We start from the raw sequence: 17,995 nt of genomic DNA, 5'->3' as shown, positions 1-17,995 counted from the left end.
CGGAAGAGAGTTTTTTTGAAACTTTCAGCGTTAGCGTTACTTAACAACGGCTGGCAAATTTCAGGTGCAGCGATGCACACCGTCATTTGTCAGGACGCTGCAAACAGTTGAGTTATTCAACGACCGAGCACTGATCGCCCGGCCGTCAGCACGGTATTAGCGAATAGTGGTTTCCAGCTCGCCGAGCCCTTCGATGCAGACTTTCAACACATCGCCGCGATCCAGGAACGTACCGCTTTCCATACCCACTCCCGCCGGTGTGCCCGTCAACAGGACATCACCTGGAAACAGATCGATGGTCTGGCTCAGATAGGAAATCTGCTCTGCAACGCCGTACATATGGTTGCGGGTATTGGAATCCTGTACCCACGCGCCGTTCCTCGACAGCTTGATATCCAGGTTCTCGGGATCTTTGATAAATTGTGCGGGCGTCAGGTATGGGCCCAGTGGGCAAGAACCCGTGAAGCATTTGTGGCCAATCCAGTCGAAGCGAAACGGCGAGCTGGGATCGACTTGCTCGCGACGCAGTCGATCACGCGCCGACAGGTCATTGGCGCAGGTGTAACCTGCCACGTAGTCGAGCGCCTCTTCAATGGAGACACGCGACGCTCGCTTGCCAATCACCACCGCCAACTCGGCTTCCCAATCGAGCATGCGGACACCTTCCGGAAAGTCCACCGCTTGCTTGTGGGCGACCAGACTGCCGCGGCCGGGCTTGATGAAATGCCAGGGAGCAATGCCCTCGCTGCGCGGATCCAGCGACAGTTTCATGTTGAACGCACGGGCCATGGCTTCGACATGGTCACGATAGTTTGCTCCCGCGCAATAGATCGTGCCTGGACGTTCCAGAAACGGAGCAAAGTGCAAAGTGGCAAGATCAAGCCGCTGCGACTCATAGAGCGCTGGCGCTTCAAACACTGCCACTGCAAGCTTTTGAAGCTGCGGATTGGTCGTCTCCCAGCTCTCGAGCAATGTATCGATGGAAGCTGTCGGCAACTCAAGGCCGGCCTTGGCCACAAGCTGACCAAGGTCATAGGCGTATTCGCCAACCAGGAGGCCGGTAGCGTTTGACTGGACATCCGTCCGATAGGTGAAAAGCTGATACTTCATGGGACCACCATCACAGGAGCGAAAAGCGTTGGTTGGAAAAACTGACGTGAAGCGTGAGGCCGCCTTCCATGAGCAGCCACTTGCGTACCTCTACGTCATAAACACCGTGGGCAATAAAAGGATCTGACTGGACGATACGCAGCGCTTCGGCCTGATCCGCCGCCCGCAGAATGCTCATGCCTCCTAGCTCACCAGGGAAAGTCTGATCCGATACAAAGGGCCCGGAAGCGAATAACTCGCCGCGTTGTTGCGCTAGAATCGCCCACTTCAAGTGGGCGTCCAGCAGCTCTGGTACGCGGGTCAGATCCCGTGGCGTACGCATGACCACGAACAGCGGCTTGTTCAACATCCCTGCCAGCAGTTCCTTGGTCGTAGAGCTATCACTCATCACGTGCCGCCTCGAAGTTTTGAATGAAAGCCTCAGGCGGCGGATTGGTTGCCCACACGGCGATCAGGTCTGGCGGCGCCCCATCGATAGCCAGCCATTCGCTGTCATCTTCGGGAATGACATCGATGTCCCAGAAGTATTCGACCATGCTGTCCCAAGGGTCGCGGACGTAATGAAAGTAGTTGGAGCCGGCCACATGTCGTCCAAGGCCAAAAGCGCTTTCGTAGCCCAGGCTCATCAGGTGTTGAGCGCCCAATTCGATCTCATCAATACCCATCACCTCAAAACTGAGATGATGCAGACCGCTATGGCTGCTCTTGGCCAGGCCAAGTACATGGTGATCACCGCCACAGCCACACCGTAGAAAGGCGATCTTATCCCCCGCGCGATCAGAGACTTTCATCCCTAGCACCCGGGTATAGAAATCAATCGAACGATCCACATCGGGGGTGAATTTGATCAAGTGACCCAAGCGCAACGGCGTCACTCGACGCAACTTCGAGGACGGTGTGCAGCCGCGCTGACCGATGCGGCGGTAACGGCCCGGGGTGTTCGACTCTGGTGTCGGCAAAGGAGCTAACGGCATGGAGTCGGCGTCACTGACGTGAACCCAATCGCCGGACGGATCACGAAACCACAATCCGTCTTGCCCGATATCAAACGGTGCTGGATGGATGACCACACCGTGGTAGCTGAGGTTTTCTCGAATAGTCTGCAGGCCCTCAGCATCGGTACCAAACGAGACATAACTCAGGCGCTTTGTGGTGCCGGGCATCAGTCGCACTTGATCCTGGGCGCGCCCTTTGCATCGCAACACCAAATGCTCACCTGCCATGCGGGCTTCGAGCCCGACAGCTTCGTAGAAGGAGCGACCCACTTCCAGATCCGGAACAGTCACGCCTACGTGTTGTAGAGAACGAATCATCTTGGATGCTCCTACTTAACGAATAGGGGAAAAGGGTGCGGCGCTCAACAGCTCAACCTGCTGGGTAACCACCAGATGACCGTTCTTACCAAGGAACGTACGCCATCTTGGATCGCTGGACAGCGCCGCGCGGCGTTGGGCTCGGTCCTCGTAGCTGGAATATCCCCACAACTGAATGACCCGATTGATGTCCCCCGTTTCCGGCTTGAAATAACCGATCAAATTGCCCAGTGCCTCGCCCTGAAGTGGCAACCCCTCCTCCTCGTAAGCACGCAGGAATTCGTGCAGGGCGCCAGGCTTGAGTTGATAGGTACGTTGTTCAATCAGCATGTTGTTTTCTCTTTTTTGGAAGGTGCCTGGGAGTCGGCCTGGGAGTCGGCTTCGATCAACTTGATCACTGCCGAGATATCTTCTTCACCAATGCCTTCTTCAATAGCCCTTAGAAAGTAGGGCTTGGCGGCATTGAACAAAGGCGCGGCGCTACCGAGTTCCTCGGATAGCTCACTGGCCATGTCGATGTACTTTTCCAGCGTGGCGAAAGGTCCTGGCGCCGGTAGGAAATGACGATCAGCCATAATCGGTGCTCTTGCGCTGAACATCGTTGAGCCACCCGCACTTTGGCGTATCACCTCAACCACCTGCTGTGCGCTGAACCCTGCTTTAACACCAAGGTTCAGCGCCTCGGCTGCGGCCAGGGTGTGAATAGTCACCAGATAGTTGGCGATCAATTTCATCGCGACCGCGCACCCAAACCCACCGATGTGGAACTGGATGTCGGCGATCGCATCGAGCACAGGCTTGCAGTGCTCCACCAGGTCAGGGTCACCGCCCAGAAACAAGGAAGCCTTGCGTTGGGAAACCATGGATGGAGTACCACTGACCTCCGCTTCCAACACCCGTGCACCACGCTGTTCGATACGCTGAGCCATTCGTTGCTTGAAGGCTTTGTGATAGGTGCCGATCTCGATGAGCGTGTGCTGCGGCCCTATGGACTGAAGCAGGCCATCAGGCCCCTCCATGATTTCCATGTGGGCCACTTCGCTGGGCAGGCAAGTGAGGATGAAGTTTGATTGCGCCGCTACGGCGGCTGGGCTTTCGAGCGCGATGCCACCCTGACGGATGAAGGCCTCGCGATCTCGACGTCGGTAACCGACAACGCGAAATCCGGCCGCAAGCAGGTTGGTTGCGATAGGAAGGCCAAGCTGGCCGATTCCCACCATACCGATGGTTATCACAGGCATTATTCGCCTCTCTTGTTGTTGTTCTTTTACGCAAAGCTTGAAGCTCGGCTAGGCGCTAACCTAGGCGCAGTCGGGTTTGGGAGCAAACAGCCCAGGTTATGAATAAGTAGAAGCAAGCGTTATACAAAGGGGGGGGATGAAGTGGACTCGATGCCTCAGCCAGGAGACTGGAAAGCAATGACGGACATGAGGAGGCAGCAATCGACCAAGAGCGACCGGTTAGGACGCGTGGTTTTGTTGGCGAGCGTGGTTGCTGTGCAGTTCACGCTGGTTCAGGTTTTACGTCCAGCGCAAGATCGGTTATGGCGCCCCTATAGCAGCCGCGAACCGCGGTATTCAGGGCAAATTCATCCAGGTCAATGCCTTCCTCATGAACAGTTAATCGTGAACTTACAAAAACCTAGCATCTTGAAAAAACTTTATCTTTCAATGATCTAAATTGATCGTGAACATCTGACATGGCCCACTTGTTAAATCATGTGTTATGTGAGATATGTTCATTAGCTTCCATGTCCACTAACCCCCGGTCGCTTTTCCACAAAACTCCGTTTCCCAAAAAATCAGCCTCTTGCCGCCCCATCCTCACAACCTCAGTCTCCGAAGACTGGCTAGTGCGAAGATCGGCTGGCCACTGCAACATGCCTGGACGGCAAACCCGTAACCGCTGAGTCCGTCTCTCTCTTCGTTACGCGCAATTTTCACCGTCGCTGATTCCCGTGTCATGTCCTGACCCGCAGTACATAGTTGCGGTGCTCTTTTCCGGTCCAGGGTCGGAAAACGCCGAGAGGCACTGTCCACGGCGAGCGTCAAAATAAAGTTGTTTTCATAAAAGACCGCTCAGACCACTGATCAGTAATATCTGTTTTTTGACGAGCTTCCGATATTCGGTCACAACTTTTGCGCACCTCCGAGTCCTAACAAGCTGTTCGTCGATGGAATATTGGCGTGCGCCGCTATTTAGACTGATACGGAGATAAGTTAATGATTTTCAACGTACAAAGTTTTGGCGCTAAAGGCGATGGGATTACTGACGACACGGCCGCAATACAGCGTGCGATTGATGCCGCGGCTGCCGCCGGCGGTGGCCAGGTGTATATGCCAACCGGGACCTATATCGTTTCCGCAGGCGCAGAACCCTCTGACGGATGCCTGATGCTCAAGAGCAACGTCTACCTGTACGGCGACGGCATGGGCGTCACCAACGTCAAAGTGGCTGACGGTTCAGATACCAATATCACGGGGGTTATTCGCTCCGCTTATGGCGAAGAAACCCACGACTTTGGCGTCAGCAATCTCACCATTGATGGCAATCGTGACAACACAACGGGCAAGATCGATGGTTGGTTCAATGGCTTCATTCCCGGCGAAGAAGGCTACGACTCCAACGTCACCCTCGACAGTGTCGAAATCAAGGATTGCTCCGGGTACGGTTTCGACCCCCACGAGCAGACCGTCAACATGGTCATCAAGAACAGCGTGTCCCACGGCAATGGCCTGGACGGCTTCGTCGCTGATTTCCTGAGCGACAGTACCTTTGAAAACAACATCGCCTACGACAACGACCGGCACGGTTTCAACGTCGTGACCAGTACCCACGACTTCACCCTGACCAATAACATTGCCTACAACAACGGCGGTAATGGCATCGTGGTGCAGCGCGGCAGCGAGGACATCCCCTCCCCCAGCAACATAACCATTACCGGTGGCGAGGTGTACGGCAACGGCGCCGAAGGGGTGCTGATCAAGATGTCCAGCGAGGTGACTGTCAGCGGCGTCGATATTCACGACAATGCCAGCGCCGGGGTTCGCATCTACGGCAGTAACCACGTTGAAATCATCGACAACACGCTCCACAACAATTCACTGGGCAGCCCCGTTCCGGAAATCATCATTCAGTCCTACGACGACACCCTGGGCGTGTCAGGCAAGTACTTCAACGGCAGCGACAACACCATCCAGGGCAACATCATCAGCGGCAGCAACCTCTCGACCTACGGTGTTGCAGAGCGCAATGAAGACGGCACGGATCGCAATGCCATCATCGGCAATGCCATCAGTCACACCAGCAAGGGTGCCACGTTGATCTATGGTGACGGCAGCTACGTCAGCGACACGGTGCCGATGACCACTGTGCAAGGTACGGCTGGCAACGACACCCTGTCGGGCAGCGCCGAAAGCGAGATTTTCTACGGCGGGGCCGGCAACGATACGATCAATGGCGGGGCCGGTGGCGACATTCTGGTGGGCGGTGCGGGCATCGACAAACTCACCGGTGGTACCGGCGCCGATACGTTCCGTTTCGCCGCTCAGTCCGACAGCTACCGCAATGCAACCGCAAGCTTCGATGACACTGTGACCGACTTCGACGTCACCCAGGACAAGATCGACCTGGCCGGCCTGGGCTTCACCGGCCTGGGTAATGGCCGTGGTGGCACCCTGCAGGTCAACTACAGCGCCAGCAACGACCGCACCTACATCAAGGACTACGATGCCGACGCCAGCGGCAATCGCTTCGAGTTGATTCTCTCGGGCAACCTCGCCAGCACCCTGACCGCCAGCAACTTCATTTTCAATCGGGTGGTCACCGGCACCAGCGCCAGCGACGCGTTGCTGGGCAGCGATTCGGCCGACACCCTGCTCGGCCTCGCAGGAAACGACAATCTCAGTGGCGGCGCGGGCGACGACAAGCTCGACGGCGGCGCCGGGATGGACAGCCTCACCGGTGGCGCCGGGGCGGACACTTTTGTGTTCTCCAATCGCCTGGACAGTTACCGCAACTACAACACCGGCGGTGCCAACCTTAGCGACCTGATCACCGATTTCGATGTCAGCAACGACAAGATCGACCTGTCGGCCATCGGATTTACCGGCCTGGGGGATGGCAAGAACAACACCGTGTACCTTGTGCTCAACAGCACCGGCACCAAGACTTACATCAAGTCCTTGACCGCCGACGCCAATGGCAATCGTTTTGAGGTGACGCTGGCCGGCAACTACCTCGACAAACTGACCAGCGCCAACTTCGTCTTCGCCACGTCGTCACCAACCAACCAGGCGCCGGTGCTGGCCACGCCGCTGCTGGATCAGAGCGCGACCGAAAGTAGCGCGTTCAGTTACGTGGTCCCGGCCACCAGCTTCACCGATCCGGATAACGACAGCCTCAGCTACACCGCCAAGCTGGCCAATGGCAGCGCCCTGCCCGGTTGGCTCACATTCGATGCCGCCACTCGCACGTTCAGTGGCACACCCAACGACACCGCGTCGGGCACTTACTCCATCCAGGTCACCGCGACCGACGCCAGCAACGCCACCGTCAGCGACAGCTTCACCCTCGCCGTGCAGGACGTACCCGCGGGCCCCACGGTGATCAATGGCACCCCGAACAATGACACCCTCACTGGCACCGCAGCCAACGAGCAACTGATCGGTGGCGCAGGTAACGACACGCTTGATGGCGGCGCGGGCAACGACATCCTGATCGGTGGCACCGGGGTGGACAAGCTCACCGGCGGCGCGGGTGCCGATGTGTTCCGCTATACCTCGAAACTCGACAGTTACCGCACCAGTTCCACGAGCGTCAGCGACCAAATCCTCGACTTCGACGTGAGCGCCGACAAGATCGATGTTTCGGCACTCGGCTACACGGCGCTGGGCAATGGCCTGAACGGTACGCTGCAACTGACCTACAGTGCGTCGACCAACCGTACTTACCTCAAGGATCTCACCGTCGACGCCAACGGCAATCGCTTTGAGTTGTCGATGGCGGGCAATCTGGTGAGCAGCCTGACGGCGAGTCATTTTGTCTTCGCCGACCAGAACACTCCAGGCAATGCGGTGCCAGTGGTGGCCATTCCCCTGCTCGACCAGAACGCCACCGAAAGCACGCCGTTCAATTACACCGTGACCCAGGACAGTTTCACCGACGCTGACCAGGATGCGTTGGTCTATAACGCGACCCTAGCCGACGCAAGCGCCCTGCCCACATGGCTGAGCTTCAATGCCACCAGCCTGACGTTCAGCGGCACGCCGATCAGCACTGCGGCCGGAAACTACAACGTACTGGTCAAGGCCACCGACCCTTCGGGTGCCTCGGTCAGCGACAGCTTCGCCCTGACGGTGGCTGATGCGCCAGCCAGTACCCTCGTCGGCACCGATAATGCCGATACGCTGAACGGCACGGCAGGTGCTGACCTGATCCTGGGCAACGGTGGCAATGACACGATCAAGGCTGGCACCGGGGCAGACATCATCGACGGTGGTGCCGGACGCGACTCGCTGTATGGCGGCGATGGGGCTGACACCTTCCGCTACACCAACGCACTCGACAGTTACCGCGATTACGACGCCGGCGGCATCACTGCCACCGACACGATTTATGACTTCACTGCTGGCGTCGACAAGATCGATGTGTCGGGCCTGGGCTTTCTCGGTCTCGGCGATGGCAGCAATCACACGCTGTACACGACCCTCAACGCGGCCGGCGACAAGACCTACATCAAATCCGCCGACGCGGATGCCAATGGCAACCGTTTTGAAATCGCCCTCAACGGCAACTACCTCAACACCCTCACCGCCAGCGACTTCGTGTTTGGCGAGCGCGCCCAACAGGACATTCTCTACCTGCCCACGCTCGGTCAATCCAATGCGCGCCTGCTGCGCATGACAGAGGATGACGATCAGTCCGGCACCTCGATGCTGGTCAAAGACCTGGACCGCTACACCCCCTATGACGTCCGCAGCCAGTTCACCGATGCCGACGGCAACGGCATCGACATCGCGGTGGGAGGTAGCACGGTCAACGGCCTGTCGACCCTGGGCGCCGAAGAGCTCAAGTTGTGCTGGTGGTTGACTGACACCAACCAGCCAGGGCCTGCACTGTTGCGTGCCGTCGCGTTGCTGGGGGACCAGCTCGCCGAACTGCAATCGATCGATAACGTCACCATGGGCATCATTTGGGGCCAGGGCGAGGAAGCTGCCCAGGAGATCGCGCGTGCCACGGACAAAACAGAGGCGGCCGCTGCCTACAAGGACGCCACCCTGAAGGTGTTCGATTACCTGCATGCCCAGTTCGGCAACTTCAACGTGTACATCATGGAAACCGGCCACTATCAGGAGGATGCGGCACGTGCCCGGGGCTATTCCGAAGAAAAGATAGCCTCCATCGTCGAGGGCGTAGGCTATGTTCGCGCCGTCCAGGAAGCCATCGCCACCGAACGTGCCGATGTCAAGCTGGCGGTGGACTACACCGACCTGCCCTTGCGCTACGAAGTCGATCCGCTGGTGTATCCCGATGACGTCTGGCACCTGCACGAGGAATCGGCGGAAATCGTCGGCCAGCGTCTGGCCGACTACATCGCCGCAGACCTTGGCTTTCAAGGCAACCCGGACGACAACAATAGAGTTCAGGACATTTTCGACAACGCTCAGAACCAGGGCGGCATGATCTCCGGCACTGACCAGGCCGATACCCTGGTGGGCAGTTCGGGCAATGACACACTGGATGGCGACTTGGGCGCCGACTCCATGACCGGTGGCGATGGCAACGACATCTATCTGGTCGACAACGCGTCCGACAGCGTGATGGAAACCAATACCTCGGCCTCGCAGATCGATACGGTGCAGGCATCAGTCAGCTGGACCCTGGGCGCCAATCTCGAGAACCTCGTGCTCACCGGTGTCTCGGAGATCGACGGCAGCGGTAACGCGCTGCGCAACTTCATCACAGGCAATGCCGCCGCCAACGTGCTCAATGGTGGCGCAGAGGCCGACAGCATGAGTGGTGGTGATGGCAACGACACTTACTATGTCGACAACGCCGACGACAGCGTGATCGAGACCCAGGGCAACGTGTTGCCCGGAGGGGTCGACAGTGTGCGCAGCAGCCTGGGGACCTATACCCTTGGCGCCCATGTCGAGAATCTGTACATCGAGAGCCCGGGCGCCGCCAATGGCACGGGCAACGCGTTGGACAACACGCTGTTCGCCGCTGCCGGCAACAACGTGCTGGACGGGCGCGAGGGAAATGACACCGTGTCTTTTGAACGCGCTCTGTCCGGTGTCACCGCCAACCTCTCGACCTCAGTGCAACAAAACACCGGGGGATCGGGGCTCGACACCTTGAAATTCTTCGAAAACCTGACGGGAAGTGCCTACGCAGACAGTCTGTCGGGCAACAGCGCCGCGAACGTCCTGAACGGTGGTGCGGGCAATGACACGCTCGTGGGTGGTTCCGGCGATGATCGGTTGATCGGCGGTGCAGGCACCGACAATCTCACCGGTGGTACTGGTGCGGATACCTACGCATTTGGTGCGCTGTCGGACATGGGCGTCGGTGCTTCGCGTGATGTGCTCAACGGTTTCAAGAGCATCGAAGGCGATCATCTGGACTTCTCCGGCCTGGACGCCAACCCGTTGACCGGCACTGTCGATGCCTTCACCTTCATCGCCAGCAACGCTTTCGACCCTGCCAACGCCACCGGCCAAGTGCGCTTTGCCGATGGCATTCTCTACGGCAGTGTCGATGCCGACGCCACCCCCGAGTTCGAATTCGCACTGCTGGGCGTCAAGGAGTTGCACGCCAGCGATTTCACCGCCTGAGTACAGACCATAATTGGTGATAGCAAGCCTGCCCGCTCCTACAGTGGAGCATTCTCGCTTAACTGAACAGCATTACGCTCCTGCCGCAATGTGTGGCGTTCGAAAACACGAGGGTAGCCGCTCATTCCTCTTTGAAGGCTGCGAGCAAGCGTTCGCGCAAAGGTTTCATCAGGTAGTTCATCAAGGTACGCTCGCCCGTGACCACCGTGACATCGGCAAGCATGCCCGGCCGCACCGACAGGCCGGCGGCCTGTAGCGACACAACGGTATCTGCGGGAATTTCGACCTTGGCGGAAAAGTACGGCTGGTGAGTCTGTTCATCGATCAACTGGTCCGCCGACACCGTAGTCACCGTCCCGGTGACAGTCGGGGTATCCACCCGTTGCAGCGCCGTGAAATGCACGTGCACCGGCAACCCCGGACGCAACTTGTTGGCCATCAACGGCTCGAAACGCGCGGTGATCGCCATCGGCGCATCCAACGGCACCACCTGCATCAGGATTTGCCCCGCCTGGGCAACGCCACCAATCGTATGAATGTTCACGTCCATGACCTGTCCGGACACCGGCGCGCGGATCGCACCGTTGTCGACTTCAAACTCAAAGGCACTGATCTGATCGGCATAAGCTGATGCCTCGGCGGAGACTTCACTGAGCCGGGTTTCGGCATCGCGGCGAAATTCCTGCTGAGCCTGCAAGGCCTTGAGCCGACTTTCATTGATCGACTGGCGAGTCCTGCCGGCATCACCTGTCACGGAAGCAATCTGCCCGGCCAATTGGGCGGCGTTGCGCTCGGCCTCGAAGAGTTTGTTGCGCGGGACGTAGCCCTCATATGCCAAAACACGCAGGCCTTCCAGCTCCTGCTGCTGGAAGCGCATCTGCGTTTCGTAGTTGCGCTTGACACCTTCATATCCGGTCAATTGCTGCTGCAATGCGGCGGTCTCGTGTTCGATGATCTGCAAGCGACTGGCCAATTCCGCACGGCGGGTCGCAAACAACTGACTCTGCAAGGCCATGGCTGCCTTGAGCCGCGGCTCTTCAGCGTGTTCCAGCAAGTCAGGGGGCCATTGGATCTCGGCGGTGCCCAGGCGCTCGGCAATCAAGCGAGCCTCGACGCTGCGATCATTAAGCAATTTGCCCCGGGTCACGTCCAGTTGTGACTGCGCTTGCACCGTGTTGAGTTGCACCAGCAACTGCCCTTGGGTGACGCGGTCGCCATCACTGACCAGAAGTTTTTCCACCACGCCACCGACCAACGACTGCACCGCTTTGCGTTCGCCCGCCACTACTACGGTGCCGCTGCCCACGACACCTTGGTCGAGCGGCGCCAGGCAGGCCCAGAGCAGGAAGCTACCCAGTGCCAGGGCCAGGAAGCCCACGCCATATCGTGCCGCGCTGCCCGCGTCGGTATTGGCACCTGGCGGCGTGGGTTTATCACGTACGACCGGTCGTTGTTCGCTGTACATCTGTGTGCCTGGGGTCAGATCATGCATCTTCGCCAGCCTCCTTGATCGCTGCCGGTCTCGGCCCCGCAAGCAATGCCTTGAGCACCCGATCCCGTGGACCGAATGCTTGTTGAGTGCCGTCCTTGAGCACGAGGATGTGGTCAACCACCGCCAGTACACTAGGCCGATGTGTAATCAGCACCACGGTGCTGCCAGCAGTCTTGAGCGCACCGATCGCCTGGACCAGCGCCAGCTCTCCGGCTTCATCGAGATTGGAGTTCGGCTCATCGAGCACGATCAGCGTAGGGAGCCCATAGAGTGCACGAGCCAGGCCGAGGCGCTGTTTCTGTCCCCCGGACAATCCAAGCCCGCCGGGGCCCAACGGCGTGTCGTAACCTTTGGGGAACCTCAGGATCATCTCGTGTATGCCAGCATGACACCCCGCCGCGATGATCTTGTCGGCGTCCTGCTCACCGAAGCGGGCAATATTGTCGGCCACCGTGCCGTCGAACAGTTCTATGTCCTGCGGCAAGTAGCCCAGGTGCGGGCCCAAGGCGTCGTGAGACCATTGGCTGATCTCGGCGTTATCGAGGCGCACCGACCCGCCCATGGCTGGCCAGACCCCGACCAGCGCCCTGGCCAGCGTTGACTTTCCACTGGCGCTGGGCCCGACAACGCCGAGCACGTCACCTTTGACCAAATTGAAATTGATCCCCCGCAGGATCGGTTGCGAGGCACCGGGCGGGCCGACATACAACTGCTCCACACGCACCGCGCCGCTGGGCGGCGGCAACGACATGCGCAGGCGCTCGCCTGGATGCCGGACAAGGAGTTGGCTGAGGCGCTGGTAACTCTGGCGGCCGGAGTTGAATTGCTTCCACGAGCCGATGGCGATTTCCACGGGGGCCAGGGCGCGCCCCAATAGCAGCGACATGGCGATCATCATGCCCGCCGACAATTGGCCTTCGAGCACCAACAGCGCGCCGAGCCCCAGGGCCAGCGATTGCCCGGAAATGCGTACGAAACGAGTCATCGACGTGATACGCGCACTACGGTCACTGGCATGGGCCTGGGCCGCAACGATGCGCTGCTGCAGCAGGCTCCAGCGCTGACGCAATGGCCCGAGCATGCCAAGGGCCTGGATGACTTCGGCATTGTGGAACGTGCTGTTGAGATAAATCGACGACTGCACACCCAGCCGATTGGCTTCGTCCAGGCGTGTTCGAGTCGCCCATTCCCCCCACAGAGCCAGGCCGATCAGTATCAGGGCCAGAACCAGCGTCAGCACGCCGAACCATGGGTGAAAGATGAACGCTATCAGCAAAAAGATCGGCAACCATGGCGCATCGAGCAAGGCAATCAGGCCCTGGCCGGTGATCAATTGCCGCAGTGTCGCCAGATCGGTGAGCACCTGGGCCGGGTTGGCATCGTGCTCGCGAAGGCTGCGGGCGAAAGCAGCGTCGAAAAGCCGCTCGCCCAAGGCTTCGTCGAGCCCCGCGCTCATGCGAATCATCACCGCGCCACGAACCCACTCGATCAAGGCGCTGAACATGAACAGCCCCAGCGCGATCAAGGTAAGCATGAACAAAGTGGTTTCGTTACGACTGGTAAGGACCCGGTCGTACACCTGCATCATGTAGAGCGACGGCACCAGCACCAACAGGTTAATCACGCCACTGAACAGCGCCAACGACCAAAACACCCGGCGGTAGCTTAATAACGCGGCGTCAATGTCATGACGCGGATTGAGAAAAAAACCCATAGATGGTTGCTCGCTTAAGAAAGAGTCGGTACAGGACGCAATCCATCGCGAGCGTTTGCCCAAGGGGAGAAACACTAAATGCAGTCTGACGTGCCGCTATCAGAGACGGTCCTCGTCGCTACAGGCGCCAATTACTGACAACACGGCCTCGGGTTAGTGCCGGTTATGCAGATCGGGCTTTGAAGTGGGTGACGGGCGGGTATGTTGCAAAACGGCACGTTCGCATTGCGCGCCGCCATGGCAAGGGAAACCGGGCTGCAAGGCAATGCCTTCCCGCGCCAGGGCAATACAGTTCTTCGCGGGTAGCGGACAAAACGTGCAAGCTCACACTCTAAAGCGCGCTACCGTCTCGTTCAGTACTCCTGCCATCTGCGCCAACTCCAAACTTGCTACCTGGGTTTGCTGGCCCCCCACTGAGACCTGGTCGGACACGTTACGAATCCCTACCAGATTTCGATCTACCTCACGCGCCACCAGGGCCTGCTCCTCTGTGGCACTGGCGATCAGCAGGTTGCGCTCATTGATCTGCGAGATCGAACGGGCAATTTCTTCCAGTGCCTCGCCGGAGCGTTGCGCGACTTCGAGGGTCGACTGCACCAGGTGACGGCTGCTTTGCATGGCGTTAACTGCCTGCACGGTATCGAGCCGAATATTGCCGATCATCTGTTCGATTTCCTGAGTCGACAGCTGAGTGCGATGGGCCAGTGCTCGCACCTCATCGGCGACCACCGCGAATCCACGACCTGCATCTCCGGCGCGAGCTGCTTCAATCGCCGCGTTGAGGGCCAACAAATTGGTTTGCTCTGCGATGCTGCGAATCACGTCAAGCACCGAGCTGATCTCTTGCACGCCCTTGGCCAATTGCCCGATACGCTCTGAGGTATCGGTCATGCCGTCCGCCAGCGCTCCTATCGAGGAAACTGTTTCTTGAACTTGCTCACGGCCGCGTTGCGCGGTTTGCTCAGACACCCGCGACGCCTCGCTTGTGCTGACTGCATTGCGTGCGACTTCGTCGACGGCCGCCGTCATCTGATTGACCGCTGCCGCAGCCTGCGCGATCTCCAGCCCCTGCAGCTGCAAGCTGCTGCTGGTCTGGCTACTGACCGCGCTCAGCTCTTCGGACGAACTGGCCACCCGTTCGACCGCCGCCGCGATGTGCTTCACCATCGCATTCAAGCTTTGCTGCATCTGGTGCATGTTCATCATTACGCTATCGTCAGCACTCGCGTTCAATGGCACTTGAATCGTCAGATCGCCCTGGGCGATTTGACTCAAGACCTGCGCAGCAACCATGGGCTCTCCACCCAAAGGTCGAGTGACACTACGCGTCACGATGACTGCAACGACGATTACTGAGACCAGACAGAACACAAGCAATCCCAACATGTTCAGTCGCGCATCGTTGTACAGTGCCTGTGCCGACTTTTCGCGATCGGCAAAGATCTGCCCTTGCAGCACCATCAAGGAGTCCAGGCTTTTGTAAACCTGCTGTTCTGCGGGGACGACGTGCTGCTTCAACTGCGCCATCGCGGCATCAAATGCGCCTTGTCTGATCAACACCTGCACCTGGGTGAATGCAGAGACGTAGGCTTCCCGGTTCTGTTTCAGGGCAGCATAGGCGGCCTTGCCATCCGGTGAATCGAACAATGACTCAAGTGTTTCGAGTGCTTGGCTGATGCGTTTTTTAGTGGCTTCAATCGATTGTTGGGCTAGCTGGTTCTCCTTGTCGATCAGCAAATCCCTGGTGTTCCTGGCGTTGTCCCGTACACCTGTGGCAATGACCAGGATCGGGTCAATTTTCGGCCAGTCCTGTTTGACGATCACCATTGCCTGTTCCTTGAGCGTTGCCAGATCGTGCAGCGCGTAGAACGTCAGACCGATTAATACCAACGGCGCAATTGCAAATCCAATAGCAATACGTCGTGCCGTGCTTAACTTGGCCATATCAAATGCTCCCTGATTAATACCCGCCCGACGGGCAGCACATTGGAATACTGCATGTGCCTATGCGCCCTGCATCCACCTTGCCTTGGTCGTTTCAGTGTCCACGGATATAGTGTTCCAGTTGCCGGATCAGGTCGGCCTGCTCGACGATGGCCTCTTTCACCAGATCACCAATCGACAGGAGGCCAATCAGTTGATCACCTTCCACCACCGGTAAATGACGCAGATGACTGTCGGTCATAACCATCATGCAACGTTCGATACTCTGTTGACTGTCTGCCGTAACGACGGGCGCGCTCATGATGACCCGGACTGGAGTACCGACCGAAGATCGCCCCTGTAGAACGACCTTGCGCGCATAATCACGCTCGCTGATAACGCCAACCACCTGCCCATCCTCTATCACGGGTAGAGCACCTACATTCTTTTCAGCCATCATCTTCAGCGCTTCATACACCATCTGATCTGGCGCGATGCTATGTACCTGCTGGTTTTGCGTGACCTTCAGTTTCAGCAATTGTGCGGCTGTTTTCATGAACGGCTCCGAAGATAATTACGGATAAAAAACGCAAAAAAAACGCCTGAAACCCTTCGGTTCCAGGCGCCTTTGCCTGTTCTTTTGCAGTTTTAAAGCCTGAGATTCCTGTCTGAGGTACCAACCTTATTCATGACCTGTTCAGTACATCGATCATCGTTGACCGAGGAGGAGTCCAGAGGAATATGTGGTAGGTAACCCTGATGTAGGTCTTGCAGTCTTTGTGCCAGCCGGCAGCACAGACACTTCATCCTATGCGCAAGTCCAGGCTCCCGAGCTTTGGGTGGTTTTCACGGTAACTGCGATCCAGGCGAGTTTCTGTGGCATGAGCAGGCATCCCGAGAAAGCGAATTGCCAAGGTCAGCAAATCGATGAGCTGTGGGCTAATGGAGGCGAAAGCCCAGCGCGTCGCTTCCGACTGGTGCACTTTGTTAAGCGCAGCGCTTTACAACAGTGCATGTCCTGCTGACTCCACAATGCTAGTGCTCATGAGTTCAAAGTCAGGACGGAGGCAGAGGACTGGTTTATCGCCAACTGGATGTACCCACGGTGGGTGCCTGGCAAGCCTGCTACACCTGCAATCAGTTTCACCCCTTTGCCGGCGGCCGCCATGTGCAAGTGGAAAAGGCACTGCAACGACATCGCAGGCCACCACCTCAATGCTCTTTGACTTTCCTGATACGCAGCACAATCAACGCAAGAATACCGATCGCGAGCGGTGCCATGACCAGCATGGCCTCTCGCGGGGACACCTCAACGCCAAGCAGGTGCACCCCTGAGTAACCCAGCTTGAGCAAACTGAGCAGGTAGTAGGTAATGGCAATAATCGACAGCCCCTCCACTGCGCGCTGGATCTTGATCTGGGCATCGGCGCGAGCATTCAGGCTTTTCAGGATTTCCGAGTTCTGTTCCTCCATTTCGACCTGGACTCGTGCTTGTAACAGATCGCCCAGGTTGGCCACGCTTTCGGCTAGGTGCTCCAGGCGCTGTTCGGTGGCGGTGCAGTACCTGACGGTAGGTTTGAAGCGGCGTTCGATAAATACGCCCAGGCGTTGGCAATCACCTACGTGACTTTCCCGCAGCTCACCCAGACGTTCGAACACCAATTGCGCATAGGCTTGCGTGGCACTGAAGCGGTGCCGGGTTTTCGCCGCGCTGCTCACCACTTGCGCAGAAAGGTTGGAGATGTCCGCAAGCAGGGCTTTCGCATTACTGTCGTCCGGGTCGGCGTTGCGTTCGGAAAGGGTGACCAGGGTCTTGTCGAAAGCATCGAGCTGCGCGCTCAAGTCCTTGGCCATGGTCAAGGATAGCGAGGCCATCATCCTGTAGGTCTCGATTTCCAGCAGGCGACGTATCATCCGGCCTTGCCGGTAGGCATTCAGGCGCCGGTTGACGAACAGCATGTGGTTGTTGCCCTCCTCGCTCAAGCGAAAATCACTCCAGACCATGGCATCGCCACCGCCCACGCACGAACCGCTCGGATCCTTGAAGCCGTACCGGGACAGATCCAGGCCGGTTTCACCACGCACGACAATCTGCACCGAGTTGATCAGGGCCGGCAAATGCACTTCGACCTTTGACGCCAGCACCTCGGGAAGTGTTGTCCAGGACAAGTCATCAGAGGATGAAGTGACCACCAGTGTCAGGGTGAAAAACTCGGCATGGCGCTCCCATTTCAGTGCATGGCCATCGAGTTGGGTAATGCCTTGGGCGGCATTCAGGTCGAGGGTGCCAAGGCAGCATTGTTCAAGGAATGCATTGCACGCCTGATCGCTGCCGAGGAAGGCCAGATGAAACACATGGGCCGGCTCATCGAAATACAGTGACGGGCGCGCGTGCAGTTCGTTGTGCAGGCTTTGTCGTAACGGGTGCATGTTGTATGGCCATATTGGAGTTGTTTTTGCCGCTTGCGATGAATGCCCACCCGAGCCAGGTGCCGAATCTTTCGGGGCATTATCGATTGCTGTTGTTGGTGGGACAGTTTGGAGAACTCATGAGTCACGGCCAGGTGACAAACCCTGGATCAACAGTAGCGAACCAGGGACAGAC

The 17,995-nt window shown here is 58.1% G+C and carries 11 protein-coding genes and 1 pseudogene; 1 reads left to right on the top strand and 11 read right to left on the bottom strand.

All coding sequences use genetic code 11. The features are described 5' to 3' along the window. Window positions 1-156: 156 nt before the first annotated feature. The 5 genes from BSF40_RS18020 to BSF40_RS18000 are packed head-to-tail and all read right to left on the bottom strand — an operon-like array spanning window position 157 to window position 3,664. Window positions 157-1,110: a fumarylacetoacetate hydrolase family protein gene (locus BSF40_RS18020; protein WP_095966095.1), complete on the bottom strand. Its 954-nt coding sequence runs from the start codon at window positions 1,108-1,110 to the stop codon at window positions 157-159. 10 nt (window positions 1,111-1,120) lie between these two features. Next, entirely contained in the window at window positions 1,121-1,498 is a 378-nt protein-coding gene (locus BSF40_RS18015; RefSeq protein ID WP_095966094.1) for a YciI family protein, read from the bottom strand. After that, window positions 1,491-2,423, bottom strand: a complete 933-nt coding sequence (locus BSF40_RS18010; RefSeq protein ID WP_095966093.1) for a VOC family protein — start codon at window positions 2,421-2,423, stop codon at window positions 1,491-1,493. The genes BSF40_RS18015 and BSF40_RS18010 overlap by 8 nt, the downstream gene beginning before the upstream one ends. Window positions 2,424-2,438: 15 nt before the next feature. Beyond that, a complete protein-coding gene (locus BSF40_RS18005) occupies window positions 2,439-2,753 on the bottom strand; it encodes an NIPSNAP family protein (RefSeq protein WP_095966092.1) in 315 nt (104 codons plus the stop codon). After that, window positions 2,747-3,664, bottom strand: a complete 918-nt coding sequence (locus BSF40_RS18000) for an NAD(P)-dependent oxidoreductase (protein ID WP_095966091.1) — start codon at window positions 3,662-3,664, stop codon at window positions 2,747-2,749. Before BSF40_RS18000 ends, BSF40_RS18005 begins: the two co-directional genes overlap by 7 nt. A gap of 981 nt (window positions 3,665-4,645) precedes the next feature. Between BSF40_RS18000 and BSF40_RS17995 the strand changes: the two genes are divergently transcribed. Continuing rightward, complete coding sequence (locus BSF40_RS17995; protein ID WP_095966090.1) at window positions 4,646-10,261, top strand: putative Ig domain-containing protein; 5,616 nt, start codon at window positions 4,646-4,648, stop codon at window positions 10,259-10,261. Window positions 10,262-10,382: 121 nt separating this feature from the next. Here BSF40_RS17995 and BSF40_RS17990 read toward each other — a convergent pair whose 3' ends face one another. The 6 genes and pseudogenes from BSF40_RS17990 to BSF40_RS17970 all read right to left on the bottom strand — a co-directional run bounded on the left by BSF40_RS17990 (window position 10,383) and on the right by BSF40_RS17970 (window position 17,820). Continuing rightward, entirely contained in the window at window positions 10,383-11,753 is a 1,371-nt protein-coding gene (locus tag BSF40_RS17990; protein ID WP_095966089.1) for an HlyD family type I secretion periplasmic adaptor subunit, read from the bottom strand. Further along, window positions 11,746-13,467, bottom strand: a complete 1,722-nt coding sequence (locus BSF40_RS17985) for a type I secretion system permease/ATPase (RefSeq protein ID WP_095966088.1) — start codon at window positions 13,465-13,467, stop codon at window positions 11,746-11,748. The genes BSF40_RS17990 and BSF40_RS17985 overlap by 8 nt, the downstream gene beginning before the upstream one ends. Window positions 13,468-13,791: 324 nt before the next feature. Continuing rightward, the gene (locus BSF40_RS33565; protein WP_371918098.1) at window positions 13,792-14,496 is read right to left on the bottom strand and encodes a methyl-accepting chemotaxis protein; all 705 of its coding nucleotides are present in this window, start codon (window positions 14,494-14,496) and stop codon (window positions 13,792-13,794) included. A gap of 387 nt (window positions 14,497-14,883) precedes the next feature. Beyond that, window positions 14,884-15,411 (bottom strand): annotated as a pseudogene (locus BSF40_RS33560) (MCP four helix bundle domain-containing protein); the annotation flags it as partial. Window positions 15,412-15,505: 94 nt separating this feature from the next. After that, on the bottom strand, window positions 15,506-15,946 hold the full coding sequence (locus BSF40_RS17975; protein ID WP_007971558.1) for a CBS domain-containing protein: 441 nt from the start codon (window positions 15,944-15,946) through the stop codon (window positions 15,506-15,508). Between the two features lie 656 nt (window positions 15,947-16,602). Further along, entirely contained in the window at window positions 16,603-17,820 is a 1,218-nt protein-coding gene (locus BSF40_RS17970) for a DUF3422 domain-containing protein (RefSeq protein WP_095966086.1), read from the bottom strand. Between the last annotated feature and the right edge of the window lie 175 nt (window positions 17,821-17,995).

This window comes from Pseudomonas sp. ACN5 (assembly GCF_002303975.1).
Classification (GTDB): domain Bacteria; phylum Pseudomonadota; class Gammaproteobacteria; order Pseudomonadales; family Pseudomonadaceae; genus Aquipseudomonas; species Aquipseudomonas laurylsulfatiphila.
The sequence above is the reverse complement of the archived record's forward strand: the minus strand, read 5'-3'. Positions and strand labels throughout refer to the sequence as shown.

What these genes read in the sequence shown, in the direction of transcription:
- BSF40_RS18020 (WP_095966095.1), bottom strand. Translation starts at nt 1,110, where the DNA reads ATGAAGTATCAGCTTTTCACCTATCGGACGGATGTCCAGTCAAACGCT.
- BSF40_RS18015 (WP_095966094.1), bottom strand. Translation starts at nt 1,498, where the DNA reads ATGAGTGATAGCTCTACGACCAAGGAACTGCTGGCAGGGATGTTGAAC.
- BSF40_RS18010 (WP_095966093.1), bottom strand. Translation starts at nt 2,423, where the DNA reads ATGATTCGTTCTCTACAACACGTAGGCGTGACTGTTCCGGATCTGGAA.
- BSF40_RS18005 (WP_095966092.1), bottom strand. Translation starts at nt 2,753, where the DNA reads ATGCTGATTGAACAACGTACCTATCAACTCAAGCCTGGCGCCCTGCAC.
- BSF40_RS18000 (WP_095966091.1), bottom strand. Translation starts at nt 3,664, where the DNA reads ATGCCTGTGATAACCATCGGTATGGTGGGAATCGGCCAGCTTGGCCTT.
- BSF40_RS17995 (WP_095966090.1), top strand. Translation starts at nt 4,646, where the DNA reads ATGATTTTCAACGTACAAAGTTTTGGCGCTAAAGGCGATGGGATTACT.
- BSF40_RS17990 (WP_095966089.1), bottom strand. Translation starts at nt 11,753, where the DNA reads ATGCATGATCTGACCCCAGGCACACAGATGTACAGCGAACAACGACCG.
- BSF40_RS17985 (WP_095966088.1), bottom strand. Translation starts at nt 13,467, where the DNA reads ATGGGTTTTTTTCTCAATCCGCGTCATGACATTGACGCCGCGTTATTA.
- BSF40_RS33565 (WP_371918098.1), bottom strand. Translation starts at nt 14,496, where the DNA reads ATGACGGCGGCCGTCGACGAAGTCGCACGCAATGCAGTCAGCACAAGC.
- BSF40_RS17975 (WP_007971558.1), bottom strand. Translation starts at nt 15,946, where the DNA reads ATGAAAACAGCCGCACAATTGCTGAAACTGAAGGTCACGCAAAACCAG.
- BSF40_RS17970 (WP_095966086.1), bottom strand. Translation starts at nt 17,820, where the DNA reads ATGCACCCGTTACGACAAAGCCTGCACAACGAACTGCACGCGCGCCCG.